We start from the raw sequence: 26484 nt of genomic DNA, 5'->3' as shown, positions 1-26484 counted from the left end.
GGATAGATAAGACGCAATTTAATATGATGTCATACTTAGAATTGGTAAGCTACTCGTAGATTACCCACCACTTCTTTACGTTTGCCAACATAAGCTTTAGCACCTAAATTCACGTGCCAACCAGATTCTTTAGCGGGTAATACACGCACACCAGCTTCCACCATACCAATGCTACCCTTTAAACTTGGAGCATCAATAGGAAGCCCTTGCACAGAAGCCTTGGCCTTGCCACTAAGCTCTTGTTCAAACCCAGCACCGACATAAGGTTTAACAGTATCACTTAAGATCCAATTCAAGCGAGTCCCTACACGTACACGTTGCGAGGTGATAGCATTAAAGTGAATATCATCTCCCGTGGTGAGGCGTACGTTTTTCGCTCCTTGACGAGTAAAAAGGTACTTGGCATAGGCATCTACCATTAATTTATCGGAAGCGTTCCAAAGATAACCTAGACCGAGGTGAAAACCAGCATAAGGCGTAGAGAGTTTATAAGAGGCTGTGGTACCCATTGCATCTAATAAATCACTGTTAAAGTCGTTATGTGTACGACCCAAACGCACACTAGCCTCGGCATAAATTCCATTATGAGCATCAAAGCGAGCTAATAAACCCCCACCCTCATAGTGTGTTTTACCACTACCTTTTACAGTTAGTACCTCAAAGTTATTATGCGTTTCATAAGAACTGCGCCCTGCTTCTACAAAAGCACCCACTGTTAAATCACTACGGTCAAAACCGACATGGCGAGCAATCCCAAACATATAAGAAGCAGCATTACTCTTGACCCAAGAACCTGTATCATAGCGTCCGTGACTACCAGAAACCGCAACAAAAGGTTTCCATGAAGCTGTTTTTTCAGAGACTGCTTTGGCTTCTAGTAAGCCTTGGTCTGCTACTAAGTCACCTGCTTGAATGCTCATCAAGGTAGGTGCAAGGTTGCTCTCGCTAAAGACTTTAGTAGAAGGAAGGACACGCACAGCAGGCGTATCGGGGGTTACAGAAGGCACTGGTATGACGGGGGTATCAGATGTATCTGGAATATCAGGGGTATCAGATGTATCTGGAATATCAGGGGTGTCAGGTATATCTGGAGTATCAAGGGTATCAGGTGAACTATCTGTGCCAACACTTAAATAAATATCTTTTTCCTCTTGTTTAATGATGGCATCCACCTCACGAGTGGCCCCAACTTTAAGAGTAAGGGTTTGGTCTTTATTAGCTAGTGTACCGTTAATGGTTTCTGCGTGAATAAGGTTGATTTTATCGCCTTTATTTAAAACAGCCTCACCTTTGAGCGCAACACTTTTGATTTCTGCACTCATGTCTGGCGTACCCATGTTATCTTCACTGTTAAGGGTAATGGACTGTGTACTTAAAGCAATATCTTGATTAACTTTAAAAGACTCTGGTAAAAGGAAATTGTAGTATTGGAAATTACCAACTTCACCTACTTTAACCCCTGATGTATTGATATTGAGCGTATTGCCTGTGAACACATCCAAAACAGAAGGAGTTACGTCAACACTAGCACTGGTAGATAGCTTCTTAGGTATATTTAACAGTATCCCCCCCGCTAAGGTAAAACGATCCACACCCACACTAGCATCAACAAAGTCTGATGTGTTTAAAGTCACCGTGTTATGAGTAGAATACATCTTAGCGTACTCCATGAGCGATTTTGCTCCACCTTGCGCTAACATCAAGTACCCTCCGACAATGGAGGACATTGTTCCCCCATTAACGGTGACGTTATTTCGAAGTACCTGAACATCAATATGACCTCGAGATACTAGTGGATCAGGATTCTTGCGCTCATCCTCTGGTCTTGTGTAGGCGAGCGCACCATACACCTCACCTAACTCTCCACCATTAATAGTGACTGTATTCTCATTTACAGAAGACTCTATATAAAGCGATCTAGTATTATCATTTGAGGCATCAGCTATAACCATCGCACCTACGACAGAAGCAAAACCACCTGTTTGCGGAAGGGCTTTAATTTTACTACCTGCTTCAACGGTGACACTATTCCCTGTGAGACGTTGGATGACTGCAAGACGTTCTCCTCCTCGTAAGCCCGCAGCAGTAGCACTAGAGTTCTCCATGATAGATAAAGCCCCATAGACACCTCCTGAGCCCATATCCGCATTACTGACAGAGACATCATTATTCTCTAATACTGTATTGATGGGACTCAAAGATGCTCCATACCCCCATGCAAAAGCACCTGCTGCTGAAATAACAAAACTGGGCAGGATATATTGATTCTGCTCCAAGCTCCATCCAGAGATAGAACCTCCAGTCACTTTCACTTGGTTACGGTAAGCGTTATATGTTTGCATGCCTGAATTGCCGACAAGCTTATTCACAACCTGATCTGTTCGAAGAAAAGCCCCTAGTGCCTTCTCACTAACACTACCTCCTGAAATATTTACTGTATTATCTTGACTCGTATAAGTAGATGTTTTTTTGTCATTTACCCACTGCACCACATAACCCCCATAGATATTTGGAGCCTTTCCAGATGCGGTAACATTTACACTATTGTTTTCTAATGTGATACTTTCTGATTCTGTATTTGAATTTAGAAAAACTCTCTCAGCATATACACTTGTATTTCCCCTATCATTATCCACGGTTACGTCATTCGCATATGCCGTTTGGGTCGCAACTAGAGAGAGAGAGAGAGAGAGAGAGAGAGAGAGAGAGAGAGAGAGAGAGAGAGAGAGAGAGAGAGTTAAGTTTAAATGACTGTATCCTTGATGCTGATACACGAGATAAAGTATGTTTACTCATTAGAAATTTCCCAAAAATTGATAAAAATAATCTACTAACACTACCGTTAAGTATAAAACAACCTTTTAAAATATTGTATATTTGTTACAAATTATACGGATTATATGTATATTTACAACAAATGCTATCTATGGTGGAAATATAATTACAAAACCAGCTAATTGCTCAGTAGAAATTCTCTTGCTTTAACAGGGACTGTCGACTTTATTTTTATTAATAAGCAATAGCACCTACTATTGCTACATTTAATTGAGGGTAATGTCTTACCAACAATTCAAAACCACCGTATTAAAGGAAGCTATTGCACTATGAGCGAAGCACTCTTCACTAAAAAGATTTCTACCCAAATCCCACTAAAATGTAACAAACCCAAAACTCCCTCTTGAAATCCTTTTTTTCGCCCATATAATTAGCACTCGTAGGGTGAGAGTGCTAAAATCACTCTTCAACTCAATAGAATTTTTTCCAATTTCAGAAAATCAGGAGCATTTCATGTCATTACGTCCATTACAAGACCGCGTGATTATCAAACGTGTTGACAACAAAAAAACAACTGAATCAGGCATTATCCTTGCTGGTAGTGCGGAAGAAAAACAAGACTTAGGTGAAGTATTAGCTGTAGGTCCTGGCAAGAAAGCAGACAACGGTCAAATCATCCCTGTTGACCTTAAAGTAGGCGACAAAGTATTGTTTGGTAAATACGCAGGTCAATCAGTTAAGGTTGACGGTGAAGAGTTATTAGTAATTCGTGAAGACGAAATCTTAGCGGTATTTGCTTAATGATTTATAACGGGATGGTTTATACAGCAATGCAGTGATTCTTCACAGGTGAAATCCTCTTGAATAGTCACCCAAACCACTTCCCAATATCCACTCATTTCAATGATTATTTGGTTTTGTTTTGCACTTTTCGTTTTGAACAAAACCCATTTAGATAAAGGAATTTAACATGGCTGCAAAGCAAGTATTATTTGGTGATGACGCTCGTGCACGCATCGTGCGCGGTGTTAATGTATTAGCTAACGCTGTTAAAACAACATTAGGTCCTAAAGGTCGTAACGTTGTTTTAGAGCGTTCTTTCGGTGCCCCAACGGTAACTAAAGACGGTGTATCTGTTGCTAAAGAAATCGAACTTAAAGATAAATTTGAAAATATTGGTGCTCAATTAGTTAAAGAAGTTGCTGCAAAAACTTCTGACAATGCTGGTGACGGTACTACTACAGCAACTGTATTAGCACAAGCTATTGTAGAAGAGGGCTTAAAATATGTAGCTGCTGGTATCAATCCTATGGATTTAAAACGTGGTATTGACAAGGCAGTTGCTACTGCTGTTGATGAGCTACACAAACTTTCTCGTCCAAGCTCTACTTCTAAAGAAATCGCTCAAGTAGCTTCTATTTCTGCTAACAGCGATACTTCTATTGGTGAAATCATCGCTAATGCTATGGACAAAGTAGGTAAAGAAGGTGTTATCACTGTTGAAGATGGTAAATCTTTAGACAACGAGCTTGACGTTGTTGAAGGTATGCAATTTGACCGTGGTTACTTGTCTCCATACTTCATCAACAACCAAGACAAACAAATCGCTGCATTAGACGATCCATTTGTTCTTATCTACGACAAGAAAATCAGCAATATCCGTGACTTGTTGCCTGTATTAGAGCAAGTTGCTAAGACTAGCCGTCCATTATTAATCATCGCTGAAGATGTAGAAGGCGAAGCATTGGCAACACTTGTTGTAAACAATATCCGTGGCATTCTTAAAACAACTGCTGTTAAAGCTCCTGGTTTTGGTGACCGCCGCAAAGCAATGTTAGAAGATATTGCTGTACTAACTAACGGTACTGTTATCTCTGAAGAAACTGGTCTTTCTTTAGAAAAAGCAACTTTAGATCAATTAGGTCAAGCTAAACGCATTGAAGTCGCTAAAGAAAATACAACTATCATTGACGGATTCGGTGCTGCTGAAGCTATCGAAGCACGTGTTAAATTAATTCGCAAACAAATCGAAGAAGCAACTTCTGATTACGACCGTGAGAAACTTCAAGAGCGCGTAGCCAAATTGGCTGGTGGTGTGGCTGTTATCCGTGTAGGTGCTGCTACTGAAGTTGAAATGAAAGAGAAAAAAGCTCGTGTAGAAGACGCTTTACACGCTACTCGTGCAGCGGTTGAAGAAGGTATTGTTCCTGGTGGTGGTGTTGCATTACTTCGCACTAAAGAAGCCATTGCAGCCCTTAAAGGTGCTAATGCTGACCAAGACGCAGGTATCAAATTAATTCTTCGTGCGATTGAAGCTCCTTTACGCACTATTGTGGCTAACGCTGGCGAAGAACCAAGTGTTGTTGTTAACAATGTTGTTAACGGTAAAGGTAACTACGGTTACAACGCCGCAACAGGTGAATACGGTGATTTAGTAGAGCAAGGTGTTCTTGACCCAACTAAAGTAACTCGTACAGCACTTCAAAACGCAGCGTCTGTTGCCAGCTTGTTATTGACTACTGAAGCTGCAGTTACTGAAATCGTAGAAGATAAACCAGCTCCTGCAATGCCTGATATGGGTGGCATGGGCGGTATGGGTGGTATGGGCTTCTAATCATCACCCTGGCAGTACACTCACTGTTCTTTTACAAACCCCACTTGGGTTACCAAGTGGGGTTTTTATTAGCTGAGAACTTATCTTTGATTGATAATGTCTACATACAGTAAACCAATGCCCTCACTTCTATACAAGAAATGAGGGCATTCTACTTCTTATACCTTGCTTTATGTTAACGGACTTACTCAAATTACATCTAGCAAGCAAGGAACATTACTTACGCTCATACACCACAAAATCAAATGTCATACCGTTTTGCTCTGGCTGTGGCTCACGAGATACTTCTCTCCACTCAGACGTATCAAGCACAGGGAAATGTGTATCCCCCTCCATGTCATTGTGAATTTCTGTGGCATATACACGATGAGCAAATGCTAAACTTTGTCGATAAATTTCCCCCCCTCCAATCACAAACACAGTGTCATGTGCAGCACGTGCCATTGCTAATGCATCAGACAAAGAATATACAACTTTAGTACCATCAGCTTGGTAGGAAGTATCTCTAGTAATGGCAATATTAAGTCGTCCTGGTAAAGGTCTCCCCAAAGACTCTCGTGTCTTACGTCCCATCACAATAGGGCAACCCATAGTTGTTTTTTTAAAATAGGCCAAATCAGCTGGTAAATGCCAAGGCATATCCCCCTCTTTGCCAATCACATGCTTTTGGTTATAGGCCACGATAATATTAATGCTCATTGCTTATTCCTCTACTGTTATGTTTGCCCTTTATTCACCAACATAACCAATACTCAATATCAAAAGTAGACATAATCTCTCTTATTATTTTTTGATGCATCAAATAAGGGAAAGAAACCTTTATTCAACTAACACAACCGCATCAAGCCATAATAATATGCTCACCAATTACACAGCTACTGGTGCTTTGATATGAGGATGACATTGATACCCCTCAATCTCAAAATCCTCATATTCATACTCAAAAATCGATGCAGGTTTACGCTTGATATTGAGTTTAGGATAAGGGTAGGGCTCACGAGAAAGCTGTAATTCGACCTGTTCAAAGTGGTTGCTATACAGGTGACAATCCCCTCCAGTCCAAATAAAATCCCCTACTTCCAAACCGCATTGTTGTGCCACCATATGGGTCAACAAGGCATAGCTAGCAATATTAAAAGGCACGCCGAGGAAAATATCTGCACTACGCTGATAAAGTTGGCAAGACAATTTACCATCAGCCACATAAAATTGGAAAAAGGCATGACATGGAGGTAGTTTCATCTTTGAAATTTCTGCAACATTCCATGCTGATACAATAAGGCGACGAGAATCAGGATTATTTTTAATTTGATCAATCACTTGACTGATTTGATCAATATGTTGCCCATCTGGAGTTGGCCAACTACGCCACTGCACACCATAAACAGGGCCTAAATTGCCATCCTTATCTGCCCATTCATCCCAAATAGTCACACCACGCTCTTGTAACCATCGCACATTGGAATCACCACGAAGAAACCACAACAACTCAATAAAAATACTCTTGGTGTGGAGTTTTTTCGTAGTGACAAGAGGAAAACCTTCTTGTAGGTTAAAACGCATTTGATAACCAAATACAGAGCGTGTCCCTGTTCCTGTTCGGTCTGTCTTAGTAACGCCATGTGTATATACATGACGCATAAAATCTTCATATTGTCGCATATTCTCTCGTCTCAGCTATAAGTAAAATAAAAGATGCCACCTTACGCTTCTATCACACTTGTCTCGCATGTAATCTCAGCCGTTTTTTCTAGCATCGCAATCACTGAGCAATATTTTTCGTGCGTCAGTTGCACTGCACGCTCTACAGCTTCACGATTAAGCCCTTTACCAATCACTTTAAAATGAAAGTGAATCTTGGTAAAGACTTTAGGATCAGTCTCTGCTCGTTCTGCATCAATATCCACAGTACATTGAGTAATTTGATGCCGTCCTTTTTTGAGAATCAATACAACATCGTAGGCAGAACAACCGCCAGCACCCGTTAACACCATTTCCATAGGACGAGGGGCGAGATTATTACCCCCACCAGCAGGAGCCCCATCCATTGCAACAACATGACCACTACCTGTTTTTGATACGAAAAGCATCCCTTCGGGACCATTCCACTCTACTGTACACTGCATTTATAAATCCTTATTCTCTTGAAATCGATGATAAACAAACCAAGAAGACAAGCCCAAAGCAATAGCTGCTACCCACTTATTAGACGAAGAAGCGGTACGCAATAAGGTTTTGGCAATACTGACACTCAATCCAGGGTATTTACGTAAAAAATTAAAAAACGTAGGCATGCTGGGCAACACATCAGCCAATGCTTGTGAGCCTACCCCCACTAAACGTGATGACAGGGCTTCTGGCGAGGCATGCCGTGCTAGTTTCTGCAAGTCTTTCTTAAGCTGAATACGCTCTAATTGAGCATTCAACACCAACGCCTGTAGTTGCAACATTTGCTGCTCTTTCTTTATTGCTTTCTCACTCATATGCTACTCCGCCTCAATGGGAGGTTTTGTCGCTATTGCTGTTGAACGAGTACTCTCTATAGAATCTGAACTCTGGGATTTACCGTCCTGAGAGGCTTCAGGAGAGACTGTGGCTTGTGACTGGGCAAAATACGCCATATCGGCCTTGATAGTGGCACTTGTATAAGGGAAAACTGGTTGTTGAGCTAGTCGCAGTGCTCGTTTTAACAATAGAAAAGCGAGTACAGCATAGACAATAAACAATCCCCCAATCGACCAATAACGATAATCAGTATCCCACAGATAAGCGATTAACATGACATTTGCTAGCAACCACGCGGACAAGAGCAATATACACGCCACACCCAACCCAATAGCCACTTGCAACCAATGTGCTTTTGCCATTGACCACTCTAGACTTGCTATATCCGCACGAGTAGATAAAAAACTCATCGCACTAGACAACAACTGAGATAAATCACTGCGGATACCCATGCCTACTTACCACCTTTTATTCCAACAGAATTACTGGCTGACGCTTCCCCTACATCCTACTTCTATCCAGATAACTACTATAGAGGAACATCATTCTATAAGAAGCGGCTTTATTGTACTTTTCCAACAAAGCCACCTTAAGAGCAACTATTTACGACCAATAATTACGCCCAACAATAATGCCGCGACCCCCACAGCGCCGATTGCTTTCCAGGGATTGCTTGTCACGTAATCATCGGCTGCTTGTGCTGCCGCCTTGGTCTGTGCCACGACTTCTTCTTTACCATGATCAATTTTGTCTTGAGCAGCAGCCAACAGTGTCTTGCCTTGCTCTAGAGCCTCTTGCGCCCCTTGCTCAACACGTGTTTGCATTGAAGCCAATAAGTTTTTTGCTTTCGCACGCAACTCATCTGCTTTTTCATCACTGGCTTTAGATGCTTTATTCAATAGCTCTTCAGCTTCATCTACTGTCTTACGCAATTGAGCCAAAAGTTCTTCTTCAGTGACAGTCTTATTTGCCATAATACTTCTCCTTTTAAAAAATTACTCTTCCTTTTGTTTAGTACCAAACAAACGGTCGCCTGCATCTCCTAACCCAGGAATAATATAACCATCTTCATTAAGCCCCTGGTCAATCGAAGCAGTATAAACATCAACATCAGGATGAGTATTAGTTACACGAGCAATACCTTCGGGGGCAGAAACAAGTGTCAAGGCACGAATATCTTTACATCCGGCACGTTTCAACATATCAATCGTTGCCACAAGAGATCCACCTGTTGCCAACATCGGATCGATAATCATCGCCATACGTTGATCCAAATCCCCCACCAACTTTTCTAAATAAGTACCTGCCTCAAGGGTTTCTTCATTGCGTGCAATACCAACAGCACTAACCTTGGCACCAGGAATTAAATCAAGCACACCTTCAAGCATACCAATACCGGCACGTAGAATAGGTACGACAGTAACCTTTTTACCAGCAATTTTCTGTACCACAACACGTCCACACCAACCATCAACAGAGGAATGTTCTAATTCAAAATCCTTTGTCGCCTCATAAGTGAGTAGATTGGTCACCTCTCTAGCTAACTCACGAAAGCTCTTAGTGCTTAAGTCTGCTTTACGCATAAGCCCCATTTTGTGCTTAATAAGAGGGTGTTGAATTTCATAAATTGCCATACTGCATTCCCCAAGATAAGGTCAAAATAAATTCAGAATAAACACCTTCATTCTAACACAGAGTGAATTTACTGCAGCGAATTATTCCTGAAAAAACTAGCCAATTTATTACCCTCTATAACAACCCTCCTTTTTTCCAAATAGATTACCATAACCGTAACACTCATCCCCATTTGCATAAGATATATTTTCGGTATAATACCAACTTTATCCAATATATTAGGTGGGCTGTTTTCCTGCCATTTTCATTATGATTAATGCTGAGTTACTTCTTAGCGATTTTGATTATTACTTGCCACCAGAGTTAATTGCTCAAAAACCTGCGGCGCAACGCAATCAAAGTCGCCTACTTCGTGTGAGTGCAGATAATTCACTACACGATCATGTTTTCACCGATTTACCCCAGTTCCTACGCCCTCATGACCTCCTTGTATTTAACAATACCAAGGTCATTAAAGCACGCCTTTATGGAGCTAAAGGGAGCGGAGGCAAAATTGAGGGGCTTGTTGAACGCATTATTACACCCACAAAGGCATTAATGCATATTAAATCCAGCAAATCCCCCAAGGCTGGTACAGTCCTGTTCTTTGCCCCAAAGGACACATCAACAGATAACAACACTTCACAGCTGCCTCCTTGCCAACCCACCTGTACACAAGAGGTACAGACTGCATCAGAGGCATTACATCCCCCTTTACTCTCTTCAGAGACCTTGGTTTTCACACAACCTATAAAAGCCACTGTACTTGGTCGACAAGATGACCTCTTTGAAGTAGAGTTTGCCCAAGAAGTACTCACAGTGCTCGATCAAATTGGCTCACTACCTCTTCCCCCTTATATTGAACACCAAGCAGATGCAGAGGATAGTGAGCGTTATCAAACTGTCTATGCAGACCATCTTGGTGCAGTTGCCGCCCCTACTGCAGGGCTACACTTTGACCAAGCCATGTTAGAAACCCTCAAGCAACAAGGGGTAGCTACGGCTTTTGTCACTCTACATGTTGGAGCAGGTACTTTTCAGCCAGTCCGAGTTGATAAAATCAGCGATCATGTGATGCACTCTGAATGGTATGAAGTATCTGCAGATACTGTGCAATCCATTAAGCACTGCCGAGAACAAGGCGGTCGGGTATTTGCAGTAGGCACGACTAGTGTACGTGCATTAGAGTCTGCTGCGAATCACGGGGTACATAATCGTGTACCTGTTGCCCATAGTGGTGACACCCGTTTATTTATGACCCCAGGTTACGAAATTAAAGTCGTTGACGGCTTATTAACGAACTTTCACCTTCCTCAATCAACTCTACTAATGCTAGTATCATCTTTTATTGGTATTGATGCGATGCGTGATGCTTATGCACATGCGATTAAGCAACGTTATCGTTTTTTCAGCTATGGTGATGCCATGTTGATTGAACCTCGTGAGCGTTAGACTTTTGCATAACTACTTAAGTACATTAGGTCAATACACACCTAATGTACATGATTAGCTCAAAATCTCAATAACCCAGCAACCATAAACAACAGCATACGGTTGTCAAATCAGTTAAGGATAATAATGTCAGGATTATCATTTAAAGTATTAAAGACCGAAGGTAAAGCACGTCGTGCCACCATGACTCTAAACCACGGTACAGTACAAACGCCTATGTTTATGCCTGTAGGCACCTATGGCAGTGTCAAAGCCATGCTTCCTCATGAGCTCGAAGAAATCGGCTCCCAAGTCATTCTCGGCAATACATTCCATCTTTGGTTACGCCCTGGCACTAATGTGATAGAGAAACATGGTGGCTTACATGGTTTTATGCAATGGAATAAGCCTATTCTCACTGATTCTGGCGGTTTTCAGGTATTTAGCCTCAGTGATTTACGCAGCAAAATCACCGAGGAGGGGGTGAGATTTTCATCCCCTATTGATGGGGCGAAATTATTTCTCACTCCCGAGGAATCCATGCGTATTCAATATTCTCTTAATTCCGATATTGTCATGGTCTTTGATGAATGCACCCCCTATGAAATTGATGGCCGCCCAGCAAGACATGAAGAGGCGGCGAAATCCATGCGTATGTCGCTGCGTTGGGCACGTCGTTCTAAAGAGGCTTTTACTGCTCTGGGTAATCAAAATGCCCTCTTTGGTATTGTTCAAGGGGGTATGTATGAAGACCTACGTATGGAATCGCTAGAAGGGCTAAAAGACATTGGTTTTCATGGATATGCCATTGGTGGCTTATCTGTTGGCGAACCCAAGGAAGATATGGAGCGTATTCTCACCCATCTTGCCCATAAATTGCCTGATGATGCCCCGCGTTACCTAATGGGAGTGGGTACACCAGAAGACCTTGTGTTTGCCGTATCACAAGGTGTAGATATGTTTGACTGCGTGATGCCTTCTCGTAATGCACGTAATGGCTGGTTGTTTACTCGTTTTGGTGATATTAAGATTCGCAATGCACGTTATAAAGATGATACACGTCCATTAGACCCTACTTGTACTTGTCATACTTGTCGCCATTTCTCGCGTGCTTATTTGCATCATATGCAAAAAGCCAATGAAATTACTGGTGCACGTTTAAATACACTACATAATCTTGCTTACTATCTGAACTTGATGAAAGAAATTCGTGAAGCACTAGAGCAAGGTCGTTTTGAGAAGTGGAAAGAGCAATTTCATCGCGATAGAGCAAGAGGAATCGAATAGTCTTAAGCAAAAAAACAGGGATATGGAAAAAAACCTTTTACAAATATGTATTAAATAACATTAATTCTTCGAAAAATCGCTACAATATACGATTAACCGACAATAAATAACTATGGAGCTTTATATGTCACTTACTAGTTTAGTACAAGTTACTCTTAACCAAGCCGCTGAAGGAGCACCAGCAGGTGCAGCAGGAGGATTGATGCAGTTCTTGCCTATTATCCTCATGTTCGTGGTACTTTATTTCTTGATGATTCGTCCTCAAATGAAACGCCAAAAAGAACATAAAGCCATGGTAGAAGCCCTTGCCAAAGGTGACGAAGTCATCACGGCTGGTGGCTTATTAGGCAAGGTATCTCGTGTAACTGACAACTACATTGCCTTAGAAATCGCTCAACAAGATGGCAAATCAGTAGAAATCTTGTGCCAACGCGTTGCGGTGACTTCTGTATTACCTAAAGGCACTATTAAAGACCTTTAATGATGGATGAGTATCGTTATCTCTTTATCATCTTTGTAATCCGACAAGCACTTTCACTGCAAGACATAACATCAAAGAAAGAGAGATTCTCCTCCTTATATGTATAATAAAGGATTTCTCACTTGTTAAAGAGATAGCAACTTTCGCAGCCAGACGCCATGAGTTCCACACGTCTGGCTCATTTATTGATTGTTTAATAAGTGGTTGTTAACAACCATTTTTTCATTGACGGCCAGATATGAATCGTTATCCTCTCTGGAAATATCTAATTGTTCTTGTCGCCCTCGTAATCGGGGCACTGTATACCGTTCCCAACATTTTCGGTCAGACTCCAGCAGTACAGGTTTCTAGTGCCAATGTTGCACGCAAAATTGACCAGTCTACATTAAATACAGTAGAGCAAATTCTCAAACAAAACAATATTCCCTACACTAGCACTCAATTTCAGTCTAACAACAATGTTGGTACTATTCGTGTACGTGTAGATACCCCCAACACCCAGCTTAAAGTGAAAACAGTGCTCGAAAAGGCTCTTAATCCCAACCCTGCCGAGCCTGATTATGTTATTGCTTTAAACCTTCTTTCAGCGACACCGGATTGGCTCACAGAGATTGGGGCTCATCCAATGTTCCTTGGTCTGGACTTACGTGGTGGCGTACATTTCTTACTCCAAGTGGATATGAAAGGTGCATTAGAAACCCGCTATGAGTCTCTTGCAACAGAATTACGTACACTATATCGTGATCAAAAAATCACTGTTGACAGTATTAATCGTAATGGTGATGTCATTAGCTCGACCTTTAGTACTGAAGCACTCGCCCAACAGGCCAATGATATTATTCGCACTCGTCTACCCGAGCTAGTTTCTACTATCAGCAACGTAGACGGAAAATTTATCCTTAACAGCACCATTAGCCCTACAGAGATTGCTCGCGTACAGGAAACAGCTCTTCACCAAAATATCGTAACGCTCCATAATCGTATTAACGAACTTGGTGTGGCTGAGCCTGTAATTCAGCAACAGGGTACCGATCGCATTGTTGTACAACTTCCTGGTGTACAAGATGTAGCAAAGGCCAAAGACATTCTTGGTCGTACAGCTACTTTACAATTACGCATGGTGGATGATTCACCTGCAGCATTGACTGCATTGGCATCAGGTACTGTACCTTTTGGTCTAGAAGCCTTTAAAGATACTGATGGTCATCAATTACTCCTCCGTCGCCAAGTATTATTAACAGGTGAAAATCTTGAAAATGCACAATCAGGTCGTAACCAACAAACACAACAGCCTACAGTTAATCTGACATTGGACAGCAAAGGTTCCCGTATTTTCCGCGATGTCACTCGCGATAATATCGGCAAACGCATGGCGATTGTATTATTTGAAAATGGCAAAGGGCAAGTAATTACTGCCCCTGTTATCCGCTCAGAAATTCCTAATGGTCAAGTGGAAATCTCGGGGGCAATGACACCAGAACAAGCTGCAGATACCGCCTTATTGCTCCGTGCCGGTTCACTCGCTGCACCTATGTCGATTATTGAAGAGCGCACGATTGGTCCTAGCCTAGGTGAAGAAAACATTAAAAAAGGGTTCGACTCTACTTTATATGGTTTCATCATGGTGGCAGTATTTATGATTATTTACTACCATCTATTTGGCATTTTTTCGACTATCGGTTTGTTGTTTAACATTCTCTTGCTATTGGCTTCTCTATCATTGCTACAAGCAACTTTAACATTACCTGGTATCGCTGCGATTGCGTTGACATTGGGTATGGCGATTGACGCCAACGTACTGATTAATGAACGTATCCGCGAGGAGCTTCGTGCAGGCCTATCACCACAACAAGCCATTAATATCGGTTTTGATAAAGCATGGGGGACCATTCTTGACTCCAACATCACGTCTTTGATTGTAGGTCTTGCTCTCTTAGCCTTTAGTGGACCTGGTCCTATTCGTGGTTTTGCAGTAGTGCATTGTTTGGGGATTCTCACCTCAATGTTCTCTGCAGTAGTTGGCGTACGTGCTATCGTAAACCTTTGGTACGGTCGTAAACGTAAACTTAAATCTATTTCTATCGGTACTGTATGGAAACCCGATACGAGCAAATAAGCCTTGGGGTTGCTCTTACTAGGTACAGATAAATAAATTTAGGAAAACAACATGGAATTATTTAAAATTCACAAAACTATACCGTTTATGAAGTATGCACTGGTGCTTAATATCATCAGTGCAGTGACTTTCTTGCTTGCGGTATTCTTCATTGTTACACGTGGCTTTAACCTCTCTATTGAGTTTACAGGCGGTACGATTATTGAGGCAAAATATCAGCATGCTGCAGATATTGAAAAAGTGCGTAATGCCATTAGTTCGCTCAATTACTCTGACTTCCAGGTTCAAAACTTTGGTACTGCAGAAGATGTATTGATTCGCCTACCGCTGAAAGAAGGCATTAGCTCTGCTGAACAAAGTCAGATAATTCTTAAGGCATTGCAAGCACAAGATGCGAGTGTATCTCTTACTCGTGTGGAGTTTGTTGGTCCACAAATCGGTAATGAGCTTTACAAAAACGGGTTACACGCTTTTATCTTTGTGGTAATCGGTATCTGTGTGTATTTAGCATTCCGTTTTGAATGGAAGTTCTCAGTCTCTGGGGTAATTGCTAACCTACATGACGTGGTAATTATCCTCGGTTTCTTTGCTTTCTTTCAGTGGGAGTTCTCATTATCAGTTCTGGCTGGTGTGCTGGCAGTGCTGGGCTACTCAGTCAATGAATCCGTGGTGATTATGGACCGTATCCGTGAAAACTTCCGTAAACAACGCAAGGCTACAGTGGTTGAGATTATCAACAGCTCCATTACCCAAACTATCTCTCGTACAGTGATTACTCACGGTTCGACTCAGATGATGGTGTTATCAATGTTGTTCTTTGGTGGTCCTACACTACATTACTTTGCCCTTGCATTGACTATCGGTATTTGGTTCGGTATTTATTCTTCAGTGTTTGTTGCTGCCGCGATTGCCATGTGGTTAGGGGTTAAACGCGAAGACATGATTAAGACACCCAAGAAAGAAGATCCTGCTGCGGAAATTGCAGAGGGCTAGCAAGCCCTCTTCTCTCCACATAAAGGAAATTAGGTATGCCTATGCTTGACGAAGAACGACATATTGCTCCTACCGAGCAAGCTGAGCTCACTATGAGCGTCCTCATGACACCAGACACCGCAAATTTCTCAGGCAATGTCCATGGTGGTGTCATTCTTAAATTACTTGACCAGGTAGCCTATGCCTGTGCTAGCCGTTTTTCAGGCGGTTATGTGGTGACCTTGTCTGTAGACCAAGTGTTGTTTAAAGAGCCGATTTTTGTGGGTGAGTTGGTTCAATTTCTTTCTATGGTGAACTATGTCGGTAAAACATCTATGGAAGTTGGTATCCGCGTAGAAGCACAGAATATTCAAAAGCGTACAGTGCGTCACACCAATAGTTGCTATTTCACTATGGTAGCTGTCGATGAAAACGGAAAACCACGCCGTGTACCAGAATTAACTATTGATACTCCATTGAAAAAGCAGCGTTTTGAGGCAGGTAAGCATCGTAAAGAAGCTCGTCTCAAAGTACAAAAAGAGTTAATGGATAAGGTGGAAGTATAGGAAGTCCAAAAGATAAAATTATTTCCTCTTACGAAAAGATGCTTCAACAATTTGGGTATTAATCTATAAATTATTAAACGATATAATAGTGTTCAAATACCCAAATTTTCATTTCTGATAATCACGTGATACGGAGAGCTTGGGATTTTGTTATTACAAAAAAAATTTCACTTATCCCCTCCTGTTGCACATCACACCTCTGTGATTATCCATTTTTTGTAGGACAACAATAATGACTAGCTCTTTTAGCCAACCCATTCTTAAAAGCAATGGATTCTTCCTATTGTTGCTTATCCTTGGCATGACAGGACCGCTATCCATTGATATGTATTTAGCTGCTTTTCCTATCATTTTAGAAGACCTGAAAACCACTCCAGAAATGCTAAGTTTCACCTTGAGTGGTTTTACTCTTTTTATGGCCATTGGTATGTTATTAAATGGTACTATCAGTGATAAATTCGGTCGTAAACCAGTGTTACTCAGCTGCATTGCCTTGTATTTTTTAGGCTCATTAGGCTGTGTCTTTACTCCCAATATTGAATTATTTATTATCGCTCGGATGATTCAAGCATTTGGGGCTGGTGGGATGATTGCTGTACCTATGGCCATCGTCAAGGATAGCTTTGCTGACCATGAGCGCACTAAAGTAATTGCTACATTGCAAATGTTTACTGTATTAGGCCCAACCCTAGCTCCTATTATCGGAGCACAACTGATTAAACATTTTGCTTGGGAGGCCAGTTTTGTCGTGCTTTCCGCTATTTCTGCCACTAGCTTTATTATGGCTTGCTTACTAAGAGAGACCCTACGCAAAAATAAACGCCTACAAGGCAATACTTTTCAATCTATCTTATCTCTCGGTCTGGTGCTTAAACACAAAGGGTTTATGAGTTTTCTTTGCTCTACCGCCATGAATTCTGTCACTTTTATGGCATACCTCGCTGTTAGCTCCTATATTTATATCAAACAATTTGGTTTAAGCGAAACCACATTCAGTATTTATTTTGCCATCAATGCAACCCTACTGATTTTTGCGCCTAAATTTTATCTGATAGTGAAACCACATTTACGTCCTTCGGTCATTTTACGTAGCATGCTAGGTTTTATCTTTATTGCTTGCGTGCTAACCGCCACGATTGGTTCATGGTCTCCAACCATCTTTCTGATTTGTTTTGCCCCTGTAACCCTAAGCAACAGCTTTGCTCGTTCATTCTCAACCGATATTTTACTTAGTCAACCAAAAATGAATGCAGGCGCATCCGCCTCCGTAATTAGCTTTACTAACGTAGCATTTGGGGCTGTAGGCATGATGATCTCAAGCAGTTTCACCCACTACAATCTTGTCCGTGTATTAGGTGTCATTGGTATCACTATGAGTCTATGTGCCTTCTTATTTGTGAGCTATTACACTTACAAAAAACTTGACTTAGCAGGCTACCGATAAACAGCTATCTTCGTGATGGGGTGTGTGCAGATTATACTCGTATCATTGCACAGCCTCTACAGGTCTGTCTCATTGACCTAAAGGAAATAACCATGCTGCCAAACTCATCCACATAGGCATGGTTAACATGGCAAACATAGTACCAACTGAAATAATACTTGCCACAGTCCGCCCATCCCCTCCCATCCGTACCGCCAAGATATAGGCTGCAGAAGCTGTCGGTAGCGAGGTAAACAATACAAGTGTTTGCGCACTCACCGCTGATAATTGGAAAAGCAAAGCAAGCACGATACCTACAATAGGCATAACCAATAATCGGACACAAACAATCCAAGATAATAATTGGATATTCTGTGCTCCTGAGCGTAACATCAGAGCAGCTCCCACACACATAAGCCCCAACGAGATAGTTCCCTGAGAAAGCTTTTCCAAAGTACCCGCAAAAGGATCTGGGATACTCCAACCACTAAAATTTAATGTCAGACCAATAAAAGTTGAGATAACCAGAGGATTTTTCAAAATTTCAAGTAATACATTACTGTTATTCTGATGCTTAGCCAGCGTATTAACTGCCAACACATTCATAATTGGCACACAGAATCCCACCAAAACTGTCATCACTAAAAAGCTTTCTTTACCAGCAATCGCCGAAGCTAGAGACAACCCCATAAAAGTATTAAATCGATAGGCGCATTGTATGCTAGAAGCCAAAGATTTCGCCTCAACAGGAAAAAAACGCTTGACCTGACTGCCCATCCATAAGCCAGCGAATGACAATAAAAAAGAAATGATGAGTAAATTGCCGGCACTGCTAAGAGAAATAGGTGATAATGTCAGTGAACGAATCATGAGGGCAGGAAATAACAAAAAATAAACTAACTTTTCCAAACCCGTAAAAAACTCACCTGAAAAATGCCATTTATTATGTAGTAGCCACCCAATAAGGATGAGCAAACAATCTGATATGATGAGATAGACTAAATCCATGCTGTCTCCTGCTTATTATTGCATACCGATTTCATCATTATTATTTGATAGGAAGCCATTATAACAGCTATGTCAGTAACTCAGAAGCACGATTATAAGCAGCTAAAAGAGAATAACCTCCTCTATGAGAGGGTAGTGTAAAAATACGGATGGTCTATAAATACAAAAGGACTGATTGTCTTGCAACCAGTCCTTTATACCACTTCACTGAGCAAACTCCGTAGAGTTTGCTCAAATGTGGTTATGTATCGCTATCGCAGGTTAGTGGCGATTTTTACTGCGCTCAGCATACTGGCGAGCCACATGAGCTTGTGCTGCCAACATAGCAAGCTCAGCCTCAACCACAGCAATCTCTTCCTTAGTCTTCGCATTGCGAAGAGATTCTTCAGCTTTCTCGCGAGCCGCCAATGCACGGGCTTCATCAAGATCTGCTGCTCGGATAGCTGTATCAGATAATACAGTGACTGCTTTAGGTTGAACTTCTAGAAGACCACCTGCGACAAACACATACTCCTCGCTACCATCTTCACGAACGATTTTAACTTGTCCTGGACGGATACGAGAAATCAGTGGGGTATGACCTGGGAGAATACCTAATTCCCCAGATTCACCAGGAAGGACCACCATCTTGGCTTCTCCAGAGTAGATAGACTCTTCCTGACTTACCACGTCAACATGAAGTGTGTTTGACATATTCAATCCTTATTATAAGGTTTTCGCTTTCTCAAAGGCTTCGTCGATAGAACCTACCATGTAGAACGCTTGTTCTGGTAATGCATCGCACTCACCTTCCACAATCATCTTGAAGCCACGAATAGTTTCAGATAATGGAACATACTTACCAGGAGAACCAGTAAATACTTCTGCTACGTGGAATGGTTGAGACAAGAAACGTTGAATCTTACGAGCACGTGCCACCACTTGTTTGTCTTCAGGAGACAACTCATCCATACCAAGAATCGCAATAATATCACGAAGTTCTTTATAGCGTTGGAGTGTTTGTTGAACTGCACGAGCCACTGTATAGTGCTCTTCACCAACGATGTGTGGGTCTAATTGACGGCTAGTTGAGTCAAGTGGGTCCACTGCAGGATAAATACCTAAAGAAGCAATGTCACGAGACAATACCACTGTAGAGTCTAAGTGTAAGAATGTCGTTGCAGGAGATGGGTCAGTCAAGTCATCCGCTGGTACGTATACCGCTTGGATAGATGTAATAGAACCTGTCTTAGTAGAAGTAATACGCTCTTGTAATACACCCATTTCTTCTGCTAGGGTTGGTTGGTAACCCACCGCAGAAGGCATACGACCTAAAAGTGCTGATACCTCAGTACCTGCAAGTGTATAACGATAAATGTTATCCACGAAGAAGAGGATATCACGACCTTCATCACGGAATTTTTCCGCCATGGTCAAACCAGTCAACGCTACGCGTAGACGGTTTCCTGGAGGTTCGTTCATTTGACCAAACACCATCGCTACTTTGTCAAGTACGTTAGACTCTTCCATCTCGTGGTAGAAGTCGTTACCCTCACGAGTACGCTCACCCACACCAGCAAACACAGAAAGACCTGAGTGTTGCTTAGCGATGTTGTTAATCAATTCCATCATGTTAACGGTTTTACCTACACCCGCACCACCGAATAGACCTACTTTACCACCCTTAGCGAATGGGCAAACCAAGTCAATCACTTTAATACCAGTTTCGAGCAATTCAACTGATGGAGACAATTCATCAAACTTAGGTGCTGCTTGGTGAATACCACGTTTTTCGTCGCAAGCGATAGGACCTGCTTCATCGATAGGACGACCTAAAACGTCCATAATACGACCTAATGTACCGTTACCAACAGGTACAGAGATAGGTGCATTAGTACGCTCAACAGCCATACCGCGACGTAAACCGTCACTAGAACCTAATGCAATTGTACGTACAACACCATCACCAAGTTGTTGTTGTACTTCGAGAGTTAAACCTTTTTCTGCAAAAGCAGAGTCGTTGCTATCTGCAAGAACAAGAGCTTCATAGATATGAGGCATATTGTCGCGTGGGAACTGAATATCTACCACGGCGCCGATGCACTGAACGATGGTTCCGTTACTCATGTTATTTCCTTACCTTTAACGCTTGAAAGTAACCGCTTAAACTGCAGCGGCTCCTCCCACGATTTCTGAAATTTCTTTGGTAATTGCTGCTTGACGTGTCTTGTTATACACCAATTGCAAATCACCAATAACCTTTTTCGCATTATCTGATGCGGCCTTCATCGCAACCATACGTGCAGACTGCTCAGACGCCATATTTTCTGCTACTGCTTGATAAACCACCCCTTCAACATAACGTTGAAGAAGGTCATCAATCACCTCTTTTGCACCCGGCTCGAAGATATAATCCCAATGATAGCTAGATTTTGCACTATCATCAGCTGTAATGCTACCTTCTTCGGTTGTGAATGGGTCAGCAAGACCATCTGGCAATGGCAGAATACGTACAAATGTAGGTACCTGACGCATTGTATTCACAAAATCACTCGTTGCAATATAAACTGCATCAATTTTACCATTAACGTAGTCGTCTAATTGTACTTTGAGTGCACCCACAAGTGCTTCAAGATTAGGTTTATCACCAAGATTAACCTGTTGTGATACTAGGTTCACCCCTAAACGAGTAAGGAAGCCTAAGCCCTTGTTACCAAAAGCTGTTGCCTGAACCTTAATACCTTGTGATTCAAATTCCTTGAGGCGGCTTAACACTAAGCGCGAAATATTGGTATTTAAACCACCGCATAGACCTTTGTCTGTCGTTACCATCACAATACCGACTGCCTTCACCTCTTTACGCTCCTCCAAAAATGGATGAGAATAACCAGGGTTCGTCATCATCATGTGCATGGCAATCTCACGTACTTTCTTTGTGTATGGACGGCTCGCACGCATTCTATCTTGCGCTTTACGCATTTTAGAAGCCGCCACCATTTCCATCGCCTTGGTGATCTTGCGAGTGTTTTGTACACTCTTGATCTTAGTACGGATTTCCTTAATTCCAGCCATGTCGCTTTCCTAGGAGATTGCTTACAAAAGCATACCTAGCTACCTAGGTATGCTCCACCTTGAGTTTTAGAAAGAAGCTACTTTTTTGAAGTTAGCAATAACATCTTTCAGTTTTGCTTCATCTTCTTTGGTAAGTTCTTTTTTGCTCTCGATGCTATCAACTAAATCAGCATGGTTATGTCTGATTTCGTCTTTAAGCGCTTTCTCGAAAGCCAATACTTGAGACACTTCTACATCATCAATGTAACCGTTATTCACGGCATAAAGTGAAACAGCTAATTCCCAAACTTTTTGAGGTTCATATTGTGGTTGTTTCAATAACTCAACCACACGTTTACCACGCTCTAACTGACGACGAGTAGCATCATCAAGATCAGAAGCAAACTGCGCAAATGCAGCCAACTCACGATATTGAGCTAAGTCAGTACGGATACCACCAGAAAGCTTCTTAACAACTTTAGTTTGTGCTGCACCACCCACACGAGATACCGAAATACCCGCGTTAATCGCTGGACGAACACCTGCGTTAAACAAGTCAGTTTCTAGGAAGATTTGACCGTCAGTAATAGAAATCACGTTAGTTGGTACGAACGCTGATACGTCACCAGCTTGTGTTTCAATGATTGGCAATGCAGTCAATGAACCTGTCTTGCCAGTAACTGCGCCTTTAGTAAACTTCTCAACATACTCAGCATTTACACGAGCAGCACGCTCTAGCAAGCGAGAGTGTAAGTAGAATACGTCACCAGGATATGCTTCACGTCCAGGTGGACGGCGCAATAGCAATGACACTTGACGGTAAGCCCAAGCTTGTTTAGTCAAGTCATCATAAACGATAAGAGCATCTTCACCACGGTCACGGAAGTATTCACCCATTGTACAACCAGCATAAGGAGCAAGGTATTGCATTGCTGCTGAATCAGAGGCAGATGCTGCAACAACGATAGTGTACTCTAACGCACCATGTTCTTCTAATTTACGGACAACGTTGTTGATAGTAGATGCTTTTTGACCAATAGCCACATACACACACTTAACGCCAGTGCCTTTTTGGTTAATAATAGCATCCACAGCAACCGCTGTTTTACCTGTTTGACGGTCACCAATAATCAACTCACGTTGACCACGACCGATAGGTACCATTGAGTCAATCGCTTTGATACCTGTTTGTAATGGTTGATCCACAGATTTACGTGCAATCACACCTGGAGCCACTTTCTCGATGATGTCTGTTTCTTTTGCGTTGATAGGACCTTTACCATCGATTGGTTGACCTAGTGTGTTAACAACACGACCTAATAGTTCTGGACCAACAGGCACTTCCAAAATGCGACCTGTTGTCTTAACAGAGTCACCCTCTGAAATACCAGTATAGTTACCAAGAATTACCGCACCAACTGAGTCGCGCTCCAAGTTAAGAGCTAGACCATATACATTGTTCGGAAATTCAAGCATTTCACCTTGCATCACATCGGATAAACCGTGGATACGTGTAATACCGTCGGTTACTGAAACGACAGTACCCTGTGTACGAACATCGGCAGAAGCACCCAAGCCTTCAATACGGCTTTTTAGCAATTCGCTGATTTCTGACGGATTGAGTTGCATATTCAGACTCCTGAAATCCTGTTATTCTATGGCGCTTATTGAGCAGCCAATGTATCACGCAAGCGAGTTAATTGTGCTTGCACGGAAGTATCTAATACCTGATCACCCACAGTGACACGAATGCCACCGATAATTGAGTTATCGACTGTAACCTCGGGCTTGAGTTTGACACCAAACTTTCTCTCCAAACCCGCTAATAATTCTTGCACTTGTGCATCAGTGAGTTCATAAGCACTCACTATCTTAGCAATAGCAGAACCTTCATGGCGATTTTTTAAACCTTCAAATTGCTCTGCAATTTCGGGGAGAGTGACTACTCGATCATTTTCAACTAAGAGATCGATAAAGTTTGTGGCATCTGCTGGTAAAGTACTCTTAACTAAACCAAGCAATAACTCTTTGCGCTGAGCCTTAGACAATCGTGGATCAGTCATCACTTCTCTAACGTCTTCATTAGAAGAAATTTGAGCTAGTTCACCCAAAACAGTAGACCACTGTGCTACTGCGTTCTTATCACGAGCCGCAGCATAAAGAGCCTCTGCATATGGACGAGCAATTGTTGATAATTCAGCCATGATAGTCCTAGATTAAAGCTGTGCCTTAAGTTGTTCTAACAACTCAGCATGGGTTTTAGCATCGACTTCACGACGAAGAATTTGCTCAGCGCCTTTTACGGCAAGAGCAGCCACTTCATCACGTAAGCTACCACGTAAGCGTTCAACTTCTAGCTCTGCATCTTGTTTTGCTTGTGCAATGATGCGAGCACGTTCAACTTCTGCCTCTTCACGAGCGGCGTTCACAATAGAAGTCGCTTGTTTTTCAGCTTCAGCAAGACGAAGTTGATTGTCAGCTTTTGCTGTTTGCTCAATTTGAGTAATACGAGCTTGAGCTTGAGCCAAGTCTGTCTTACCTTTGTCAGCGGCAGCTAAGCCTTCGGCAATTTTTTGACGACGATCGTCAATGGCTTTGATAAGTGGCGGCCAGATGAATTTCATCGTAAACCATGCCAACACAAAGAAGACAATCATCTGGAAAAAGAGCGTCGCGTTTAAATTCACGGTCGTTTCCCTTCTATATGTTAAGGCGGCGAGATAATCGCATCACCCGGAATTCTTTACTGAATTTTCGGATGTAGGGTCCTACACCCTACATCATTCCATCCAGTTCACTAACCATCAAGTGATGGTAAAAATGTCTCTTGATTAAGCACCAAATGGGCTAGCAAATGCGAACAACATCGCAATACCAACACCGATAAGGAACGCCGCATCGATAAGACCAGCTAACAAGAACATTTTAGTTTGCAAAGCATTCATCAACTCAGGTTGACGAGCAGATGCCTCTAGGTATTTACCGCCCATGATACCGATACCTAAGCAAGCACCGATAGCACCTAAACCAATAATAAATGCGCAAGCAAGAGCTACGAAAGCTGATGTGGCCATAACAACTCCTTGTGGTAATGAACCAAAAATTAAAAAGATGGATTAAAAAACTACTTAAGTTAAACAAACGGTCCAAAAGACCTAAAGAGAGTACCGACCAGAGTCGATACTCTGAAACCTTACTAGTGACCCTCGTGCGCTTGACCGATGTAAACCAATGTCAACATCATGAAAATAAACGCTTGAAGCAAAATCACCATAATATGGAAAATCGCCCAAATTGCACCAGCCACCACATGACCAGCACCTAATGCAATGCTGAGAGCATTGAAACCAGACCAAGCACCGCCCAACAGAGCAATAAGCATGAACACCAATTCACCGGCAAACATATTACCGAAAAGTCGCATACCTAATGACACAGTCTTGGCACCATACTCAATAAGGTTAAGAGCGAAGTTCGCTGGAGCCAACAGAATCGCACCTACACCGTGAGCATGGAAAGGCGCCGTAAACAACTCAGCCACAAAATGGCCACCGCCTTTAATCTTGATACCATAATAAAGAGAAAGCAACAACACGCACATAGACATACCCATAGGGATATTTAAATCGGCGGTTGGAAGAATACGATGATAGTAAAGTGGGTCATGATGATCGTGAGCAAGACCAAGTTGCTGAAAGACCCAACCCAATAAATCCACTGGCACCAAGTCCAATGTATTCATAAGAGTAATCCATAAGAACACAGTCAACGCCAACGGCGCTACAAACAAACGTGATTGAGCATTATGCACAATACCTTTGGCCTGATCCGCCACCATCTCGACCATCATTTCGACAGCCGCTTGGAAGCGACCTGGTACGCCACTGGTAGCTTTGCGAGCTGCCAAATAAAGCACACCAATAACGATGAGCCCCATAGCAATAGACCAAAATAATGAGTCATAGTTGATAACGCTAAAATCAGCAATTGACTGCTGCTTCTCACCAAGGTTATTAAAATGAACCAAATGGTGCTGGATGTAATACTGCTGTGGTGACACGCCTTCTGGTGCAGACATTTGACCTATACTCCCAAATGCTAGTCCATCGACTAGAAATCAACTTTCCAAAAAACCGCTTAAACTTTTTTAAAGATAAGCAGAAAAAAATAACTTTTCATGACTGCGATAAGCCCCAGCAACAAAGCTGGCCACACAATCATGCTTCCCATAAACTTTACCAGTAGAATCAATAACGCAATGGTACCAACAATCTTAATACCCTCTGCAATAAACAACGTCCCTGCAGAGCCAGGCTTACCCGAAGAAAGACGTATCAACATCCGCAAAACCACAACAAAAGTAGGGATAAAATACGTCATACCGCCCGCCAGTGCCGATACCATCGGCATAACTCCCGACACTAGACCTGTCAGCAGCACAACCACCATCAACACAGCGAACTGAGCAACCAGTATATGCACTAGTCCTCTCGCAGCCTGCGCATCTAGTAACGCACGTTCCTCTGGACTAAGTTTAACGGCTTCCAATTAAAGATTCCTATTGCATCTTGCTTAAAAAACCGCAAATTATATACAAACTATATACAACTTGCGGTCAAATAAAGCTAAGTACATTGCATATCGGTTAAATCTACTAAATCC

27 protein-coding genes are annotated in these 26484 nt (G+C 42.1%); 9 read left to right on the top strand and 18 right to left on the bottom strand.

The annotated features are described in order from the left end of the window. Positions 1-35: 35 nt before the first annotated feature. Complete coding sequence (locus tag HKX40_RS01450; protein ID WP_171587783.1) at positions 36-2342, bottom strand: autotransporter outer membrane beta-barrel domain-containing protein; 2307 nt, start codon at positions 2340-2342, stop codon at positions 36-38. A 946-nt stretch (positions 2343-3288) separates the two neighbouring features. On the opposite strand from HKX40_RS01450, the gene HKX40_RS01445 reads away from it, so the two are divergent. Further along, the gene (locus HKX40_RS01445; protein WP_171587782.1) at positions 3289-3576 is read left to right on the top strand and encodes a co-chaperone GroES; all 288 of its coding nucleotides are present in this window, start codon (positions 3289-3291) and stop codon (positions 3574-3576) included. A gap of 169 nt (positions 3577-3745) precedes the next feature. Continuing rightward, the gene (gene groL, locus HKX40_RS01440; protein ID WP_171587781.1) at positions 3746-5389 is read left to right on the top strand and encodes a chaperonin GroEL; all 1644 of its coding nucleotides are present in this window, start codon (positions 3746-3748) and stop codon (positions 5387-5389) included. 216 nt (positions 5390-5605) lie between these two features. On the opposite strand, the gene HKX40_RS01435 is transcribed toward groL, so the two are convergent. The 7 genes from HKX40_RS01435 to upp form a co-directional block, all read right to left on the bottom strand. Next, on the bottom strand, positions 5606-6088 hold the full coding sequence (locus HKX40_RS01435; protein ID WP_171587780.1) for a dihydrofolate reductase: 483 nt from the start codon (positions 6086-6088) through the stop codon (positions 5606-5608). A 168-nt stretch (positions 6089-6256) separates the two neighbouring features. Further along, complete coding sequence (locus HKX40_RS01430) at positions 6257-7051, bottom strand: thymidylate synthase (protein WP_171587779.1); 795 nt, start codon at positions 7049-7051, stop codon at positions 6257-6259. A gap of 41 nt (positions 7052-7092) precedes the next feature. Next, on the bottom strand, positions 7093-7515 hold the full coding sequence (locus HKX40_RS01425; protein ID WP_171587778.1) for an OsmC family protein: 423 nt from the start codon (positions 7513-7515) through the stop codon (positions 7093-7095). Next, the gene (locus HKX40_RS01420) at positions 7516-7872 is read right to left on the bottom strand and encodes a hypothetical protein (protein WP_171587777.1); all 357 of its coding nucleotides are present in this window, start codon (positions 7870-7872) and stop codon (positions 7516-7518) included. A gap of 3 nt (positions 7873-7875) precedes the next feature. Beyond that, on the bottom strand, positions 7876-8346 hold the full coding sequence (locus tag HKX40_RS01415) for a phage holin family protein (RefSeq protein ID WP_171587776.1): 471 nt from the start codon (positions 8344-8346) through the stop codon (positions 7876-7878). A 147-nt stretch (positions 8347-8493) separates the two neighbouring features. Continuing rightward, on the bottom strand, positions 8494-8868 hold the full coding sequence (locus HKX40_RS01410; RefSeq protein WP_171587775.1) for an ElaB/YgaM/YqjD family protein: 375 nt from the start codon (positions 8866-8868) through the stop codon (positions 8494-8496). A 21-nt stretch (positions 8869-8889) separates the two neighbouring features. Next, positions 8890-9528, bottom strand: coding sequence for a uracil phosphoribosyltransferase (gene upp / locus HKX40_RS01405; RefSeq protein ID WP_171587774.1), 639 nt, complete (start codon positions 9526-9528; stop codon positions 8890-8892). Between the two features lie 250 nt (positions 9529-9778). On the opposite strand from upp, the gene queA reads away from it, so the two are divergent. The 7 genes from queA to HKX40_RS01370 all read left to right on the top strand — a co-directional run bounded on the left by queA (position 9779) and on the right by HKX40_RS01370 (position 17805). Next, a complete protein-coding gene (gene queA / locus HKX40_RS01400; RefSeq protein WP_171587773.1) occupies positions 9779-10960 on the top strand; it encodes a tRNA preQ1(34) S-adenosylmethionine ribosyltransferase-isomerase QueA in 1182 nt (393 codons plus the stop codon). A 126-nt stretch (positions 10961-11086) separates the two neighbouring features. Next, a complete protein-coding gene (gene tgt, locus HKX40_RS01395) occupies positions 11087-12226 on the top strand; it encodes a tRNA guanosine(34) transglycosylase Tgt (protein WP_171587772.1) in 1140 nt (379 codons plus the stop codon). A 124-nt stretch (positions 12227-12350) separates the two neighbouring features. Next, positions 12351-12707 carry a preprotein translocase subunit YajC gene (yajC, locus tag HKX40_RS01390; protein WP_171587771.1) on the top strand — a complete coding sequence of 119 codons (357 nt, stop codon included), beginning with the start codon at positions 12351-12353 and terminating at the stop codon, positions 12705-12707. A 238-nt stretch (positions 12708-12945) separates the two neighbouring features. Further along, positions 12946-14823: a protein translocase subunit SecD gene (gene secD / locus HKX40_RS01385; RefSeq protein ID WP_171587770.1), complete on the top strand. Its 1878-nt coding sequence runs from the start codon at positions 12946-12948 to the stop codon at positions 14821-14823. A gap of 51 nt (positions 14824-14874) precedes the next feature. Then, complete coding sequence (gene secF, locus HKX40_RS01380; protein WP_171587769.1) at positions 14875-15816, top strand: protein translocase subunit SecF; 942 nt, start codon at positions 14875-14877, stop codon at positions 15814-15816. A gap of 35 nt (positions 15817-15851) precedes the next feature. Beyond that, positions 15852-16361 carry an acyl-CoA thioesterase gene (locus HKX40_RS01375; RefSeq protein ID WP_246233500.1) on the top strand — a complete coding sequence of 170 codons (510 nt, stop codon included), beginning with the start codon at positions 15852-15854 and terminating at the stop codon, positions 16359-16361. Between the two features lie 232 nt (positions 16362-16593). Beyond that, positions 16594-17805, top strand: coding sequence for a Bcr/CflA family efflux MFS transporter (locus tag HKX40_RS01370; protein ID WP_171587768.1), 1212 nt, complete (start codon positions 16594-16596; stop codon positions 17803-17805). 69 nt (positions 17806-17874) lie between these two features. Here HKX40_RS01370 and HKX40_RS01365 read toward each other — a convergent pair whose 3' ends face one another. The 10 genes from HKX40_RS01365 to HKX40_RS01320 all read right to left on the bottom strand — a co-directional run bounded on the left by HKX40_RS01365 (position 17875) and on the right by HKX40_RS01320 (position 26370). Continuing rightward, the gene (locus HKX40_RS01365; protein ID WP_171587767.1) at positions 17875-18792 is read right to left on the bottom strand and encodes an AEC family transporter; all 918 of its coding nucleotides are present in this window, start codon (positions 18790-18792) and stop codon (positions 17875-17877) included. A 261-nt stretch (positions 18793-19053) separates the two neighbouring features. Beyond that, positions 19054-19485, bottom strand: a complete 432-nt coding sequence (locus HKX40_RS01360) for a F0F1 ATP synthase subunit epsilon (protein ID WP_171587766.1) — start codon at positions 19483-19485, stop codon at positions 19054-19056. A 12-nt stretch (positions 19486-19497) separates the two neighbouring features. Continuing rightward, the gene (gene atpD / locus HKX40_RS01355; protein WP_171587765.1) at positions 19498-20898 is read right to left on the bottom strand and encodes a F0F1 ATP synthase subunit beta; all 1401 of its coding nucleotides are present in this window, start codon (positions 20896-20898) and stop codon (positions 19498-19500) included. A gap of 36 nt (positions 20899-20934) precedes the next feature. After that, positions 20935-21843 carry a F0F1 ATP synthase subunit gamma gene (gene atpG, locus HKX40_RS01350; protein ID WP_171587764.1) on the bottom strand — a complete coding sequence of 303 codons (909 nt, stop codon included), beginning with the start codon at positions 21841-21843 and terminating at the stop codon, positions 20935-20937. Between the two features lie 66 nt (positions 21844-21909). Further along, the gene (gene atpA / locus HKX40_RS01345; RefSeq protein WP_171587763.1) at positions 21910-23451 is read right to left on the bottom strand and encodes a F0F1 ATP synthase subunit alpha; all 1542 of its coding nucleotides are present in this window, start codon (positions 23449-23451) and stop codon (positions 21910-21912) included. Between the two features lie 35 nt (positions 23452-23486). After that, positions 23487-24026 (bottom strand): F0F1 ATP synthase subunit delta, encoded by a 540-nt coding sequence (locus tag HKX40_RS01340; protein ID WP_171587762.1) that lies wholly within the window; start codon positions 24024-24026, stop codon positions 23487-23489. 12 nt (positions 24027-24038) lie between these two features. After that, complete coding sequence (locus tag HKX40_RS01335; protein WP_171587761.1) at positions 24039-24509, bottom strand: F0F1 ATP synthase subunit B; 471 nt, start codon at positions 24507-24509, stop codon at positions 24039-24041. A gap of 144 nt (positions 24510-24653) precedes the next feature. After that, on the bottom strand, positions 24654-24896 hold the full coding sequence (gene atpE / locus HKX40_RS01330; protein ID WP_171587760.1) for a F0F1 ATP synthase subunit C: 243 nt from the start codon (positions 24894-24896) through the stop codon (positions 24654-24656). A gap of 122 nt (positions 24897-25018) precedes the next feature. After that, on the bottom strand, positions 25019-25900 hold the full coding sequence (gene atpB / locus HKX40_RS01325) for a F0F1 ATP synthase subunit A (RefSeq protein WP_171587759.1): 882 nt from the start codon (positions 25898-25900) through the stop codon (positions 25019-25021). Between the two features lie 59 nt (positions 25901-25959). Then, positions 25960-26370 (bottom strand): ATP synthase subunit I, encoded by a 411-nt coding sequence (locus HKX40_RS01320; RefSeq protein ID WP_171587758.1) that lies wholly within the window; start codon positions 26368-26370, stop codon positions 25960-25962. Positions 26371-26484 lie beyond the last annotated feature (114 nt).

Source organism: Pelistega europaea (assembly GCF_013133775.1).
Taxonomy (GTDB): domain Bacteria; phylum Pseudomonadota; class Gammaproteobacteria; order Burkholderiales; family Burkholderiaceae_B; genus Taylorella; species Taylorella europaea.
The sequence above is the reverse complement of the archived record's forward strand: the minus strand, read 5'-3'. Positions and strand labels throughout refer to the sequence as shown.

Bases quoted from the DNA above. Each gene is read 5' to 3' on its own strand.
- HKX40_RS01450 (WP_171587783.1), bottom strand. From the start codon at position 2,342: ATGCAAACATATAACGCTTACCGTAACCAAGTGAAAGTGACTGGAGGT.
- HKX40_RS01445 (WP_171587782.1), top strand. From the start codon at position 3,289: ATGTCATTACGTCCATTACAAGACCGCGTGATTATCAAACGTGTTGAC.
- groL (WP_171587781.1), top strand. From the start codon at position 3,746: ATGGCTGCAAAGCAAGTATTATTTGGTGATGACGCTCGTGCACGCATC.
- HKX40_RS01435 (WP_171587780.1), bottom strand. From the start codon at position 6,088: ATGAGCATTAATATTATCGTGGCCTATAACCAAAAGCATGTGATTGGC.
- HKX40_RS01430 (WP_171587779.1), bottom strand. From the start codon at position 7,051: ATGCGACAATATGAAGATTTTATGCGTCATGTATATACACATGGCGTT.
- HKX40_RS01425 (WP_171587778.1), bottom strand. From the start codon at position 7,515: ATGCAGTGTACAGTAGAGTGGAATGGTCCCGAAGGGATGCTTTTCGTA.
- HKX40_RS01420 (WP_171587777.1), bottom strand. From the start codon at position 7,872: ATGAGTGAGAAAGCAATAAAGAAAGAGCAGCAAATGTTGCAACTACAG.
- HKX40_RS01415 (WP_171587776.1), bottom strand. From the start codon at position 8,346: ATGGGTATCCGCAGTGATTTATCTCAGTTGTTGTCTAGTGCGATGAGT.
- HKX40_RS01410 (WP_171587775.1), bottom strand. From the start codon at position 8,868: ATGGCAAATAAGACTGTCACTGAAGAAGAACTTTTGGCTCAATTGCGT.
- upp (WP_171587774.1), bottom strand. From the start codon at position 9,528: ATGGCAATTTATGAAATTCAACACCCTCTTATTAAGCACAAAATGGGG.
- queA (WP_171587773.1), top strand. From the start codon at position 9,779: ATGATTAATGCTGAGTTACTTCTTAGCGATTTTGATTATTACTTGCCA.
- tgt (WP_171587772.1), top strand. From the start codon at position 11,087: ATGTCAGGATTATCATTTAAAGTATTAAAGACCGAAGGTAAAGCACGT.
- yajC (WP_171587771.1), top strand. From the start codon at position 12,351: ATGTCACTTACTAGTTTAGTACAAGTTACTCTTAACCAAGCCGCTGAA.
- secD (WP_171587770.1), top strand. From the start codon at position 12,946: ATGAATCGTTATCCTCTCTGGAAATATCTAATTGTTCTTGTCGCCCTC.
- secF (WP_171587769.1), top strand. From the start codon at position 14,875: ATGGAATTATTTAAAATTCACAAAACTATACCGTTTATGAAGTATGCA.
- HKX40_RS01375 (WP_246233500.1), top strand. From the start codon at position 15,852: ATGCCTATGCTTGACGAAGAACGACATATTGCTCCTACCGAGCAAGCT.
- HKX40_RS01370 (WP_171587768.1), top strand. From the start codon at position 16,594: ATGACTAGCTCTTTTAGCCAACCCATTCTTAAAAGCAATGGATTCTTC.
- HKX40_RS01365 (WP_171587767.1), bottom strand. From the start codon at position 18,792: ATGGATTTAGTCTATCTCATCATATCAGATTGTTTGCTCATCCTTATT.
- HKX40_RS01360 (WP_171587766.1), bottom strand. From the start codon at position 19,485: ATGTCAAACACACTTCATGTTGACGTGGTAAGTCAGGAAGAGTCTATC.
- atpD (WP_171587765.1), bottom strand. From the start codon at position 20,898: ATGAGTAACGGAACCATCGTTCAGTGCATCGGCGCCGTGGTAGATATT.
- atpG (WP_171587764.1), bottom strand. From the start codon at position 21,843: ATGGCTGGAATTAAGGAAATCCGTACTAAGATCAAGAGTGTACAAAAC.
- atpA (WP_171587763.1), bottom strand. From the start codon at position 23,451: ATGCAACTCAATCCGTCAGAAATCAGCGAATTGCTAAAAAGCCGTATT.
- HKX40_RS01340 (WP_171587762.1), bottom strand. From the start codon at position 24,026: ATGGCTGAATTATCAACAATTGCTCGTCCATATGCAGAGGCTCTTTAT.
- atpE (WP_171587760.1), bottom strand. From the start codon at position 24,896: ATGGCCACATCAGCTTTCGTAGCTCTTGCTTGCGCATTTATTATTGGT.
- atpB (WP_171587759.1), bottom strand. From the start codon at position 25,900: ATGTCTGCACCAGAAGGCGTGTCACCACAGCAGTATTACATCCAGCAC.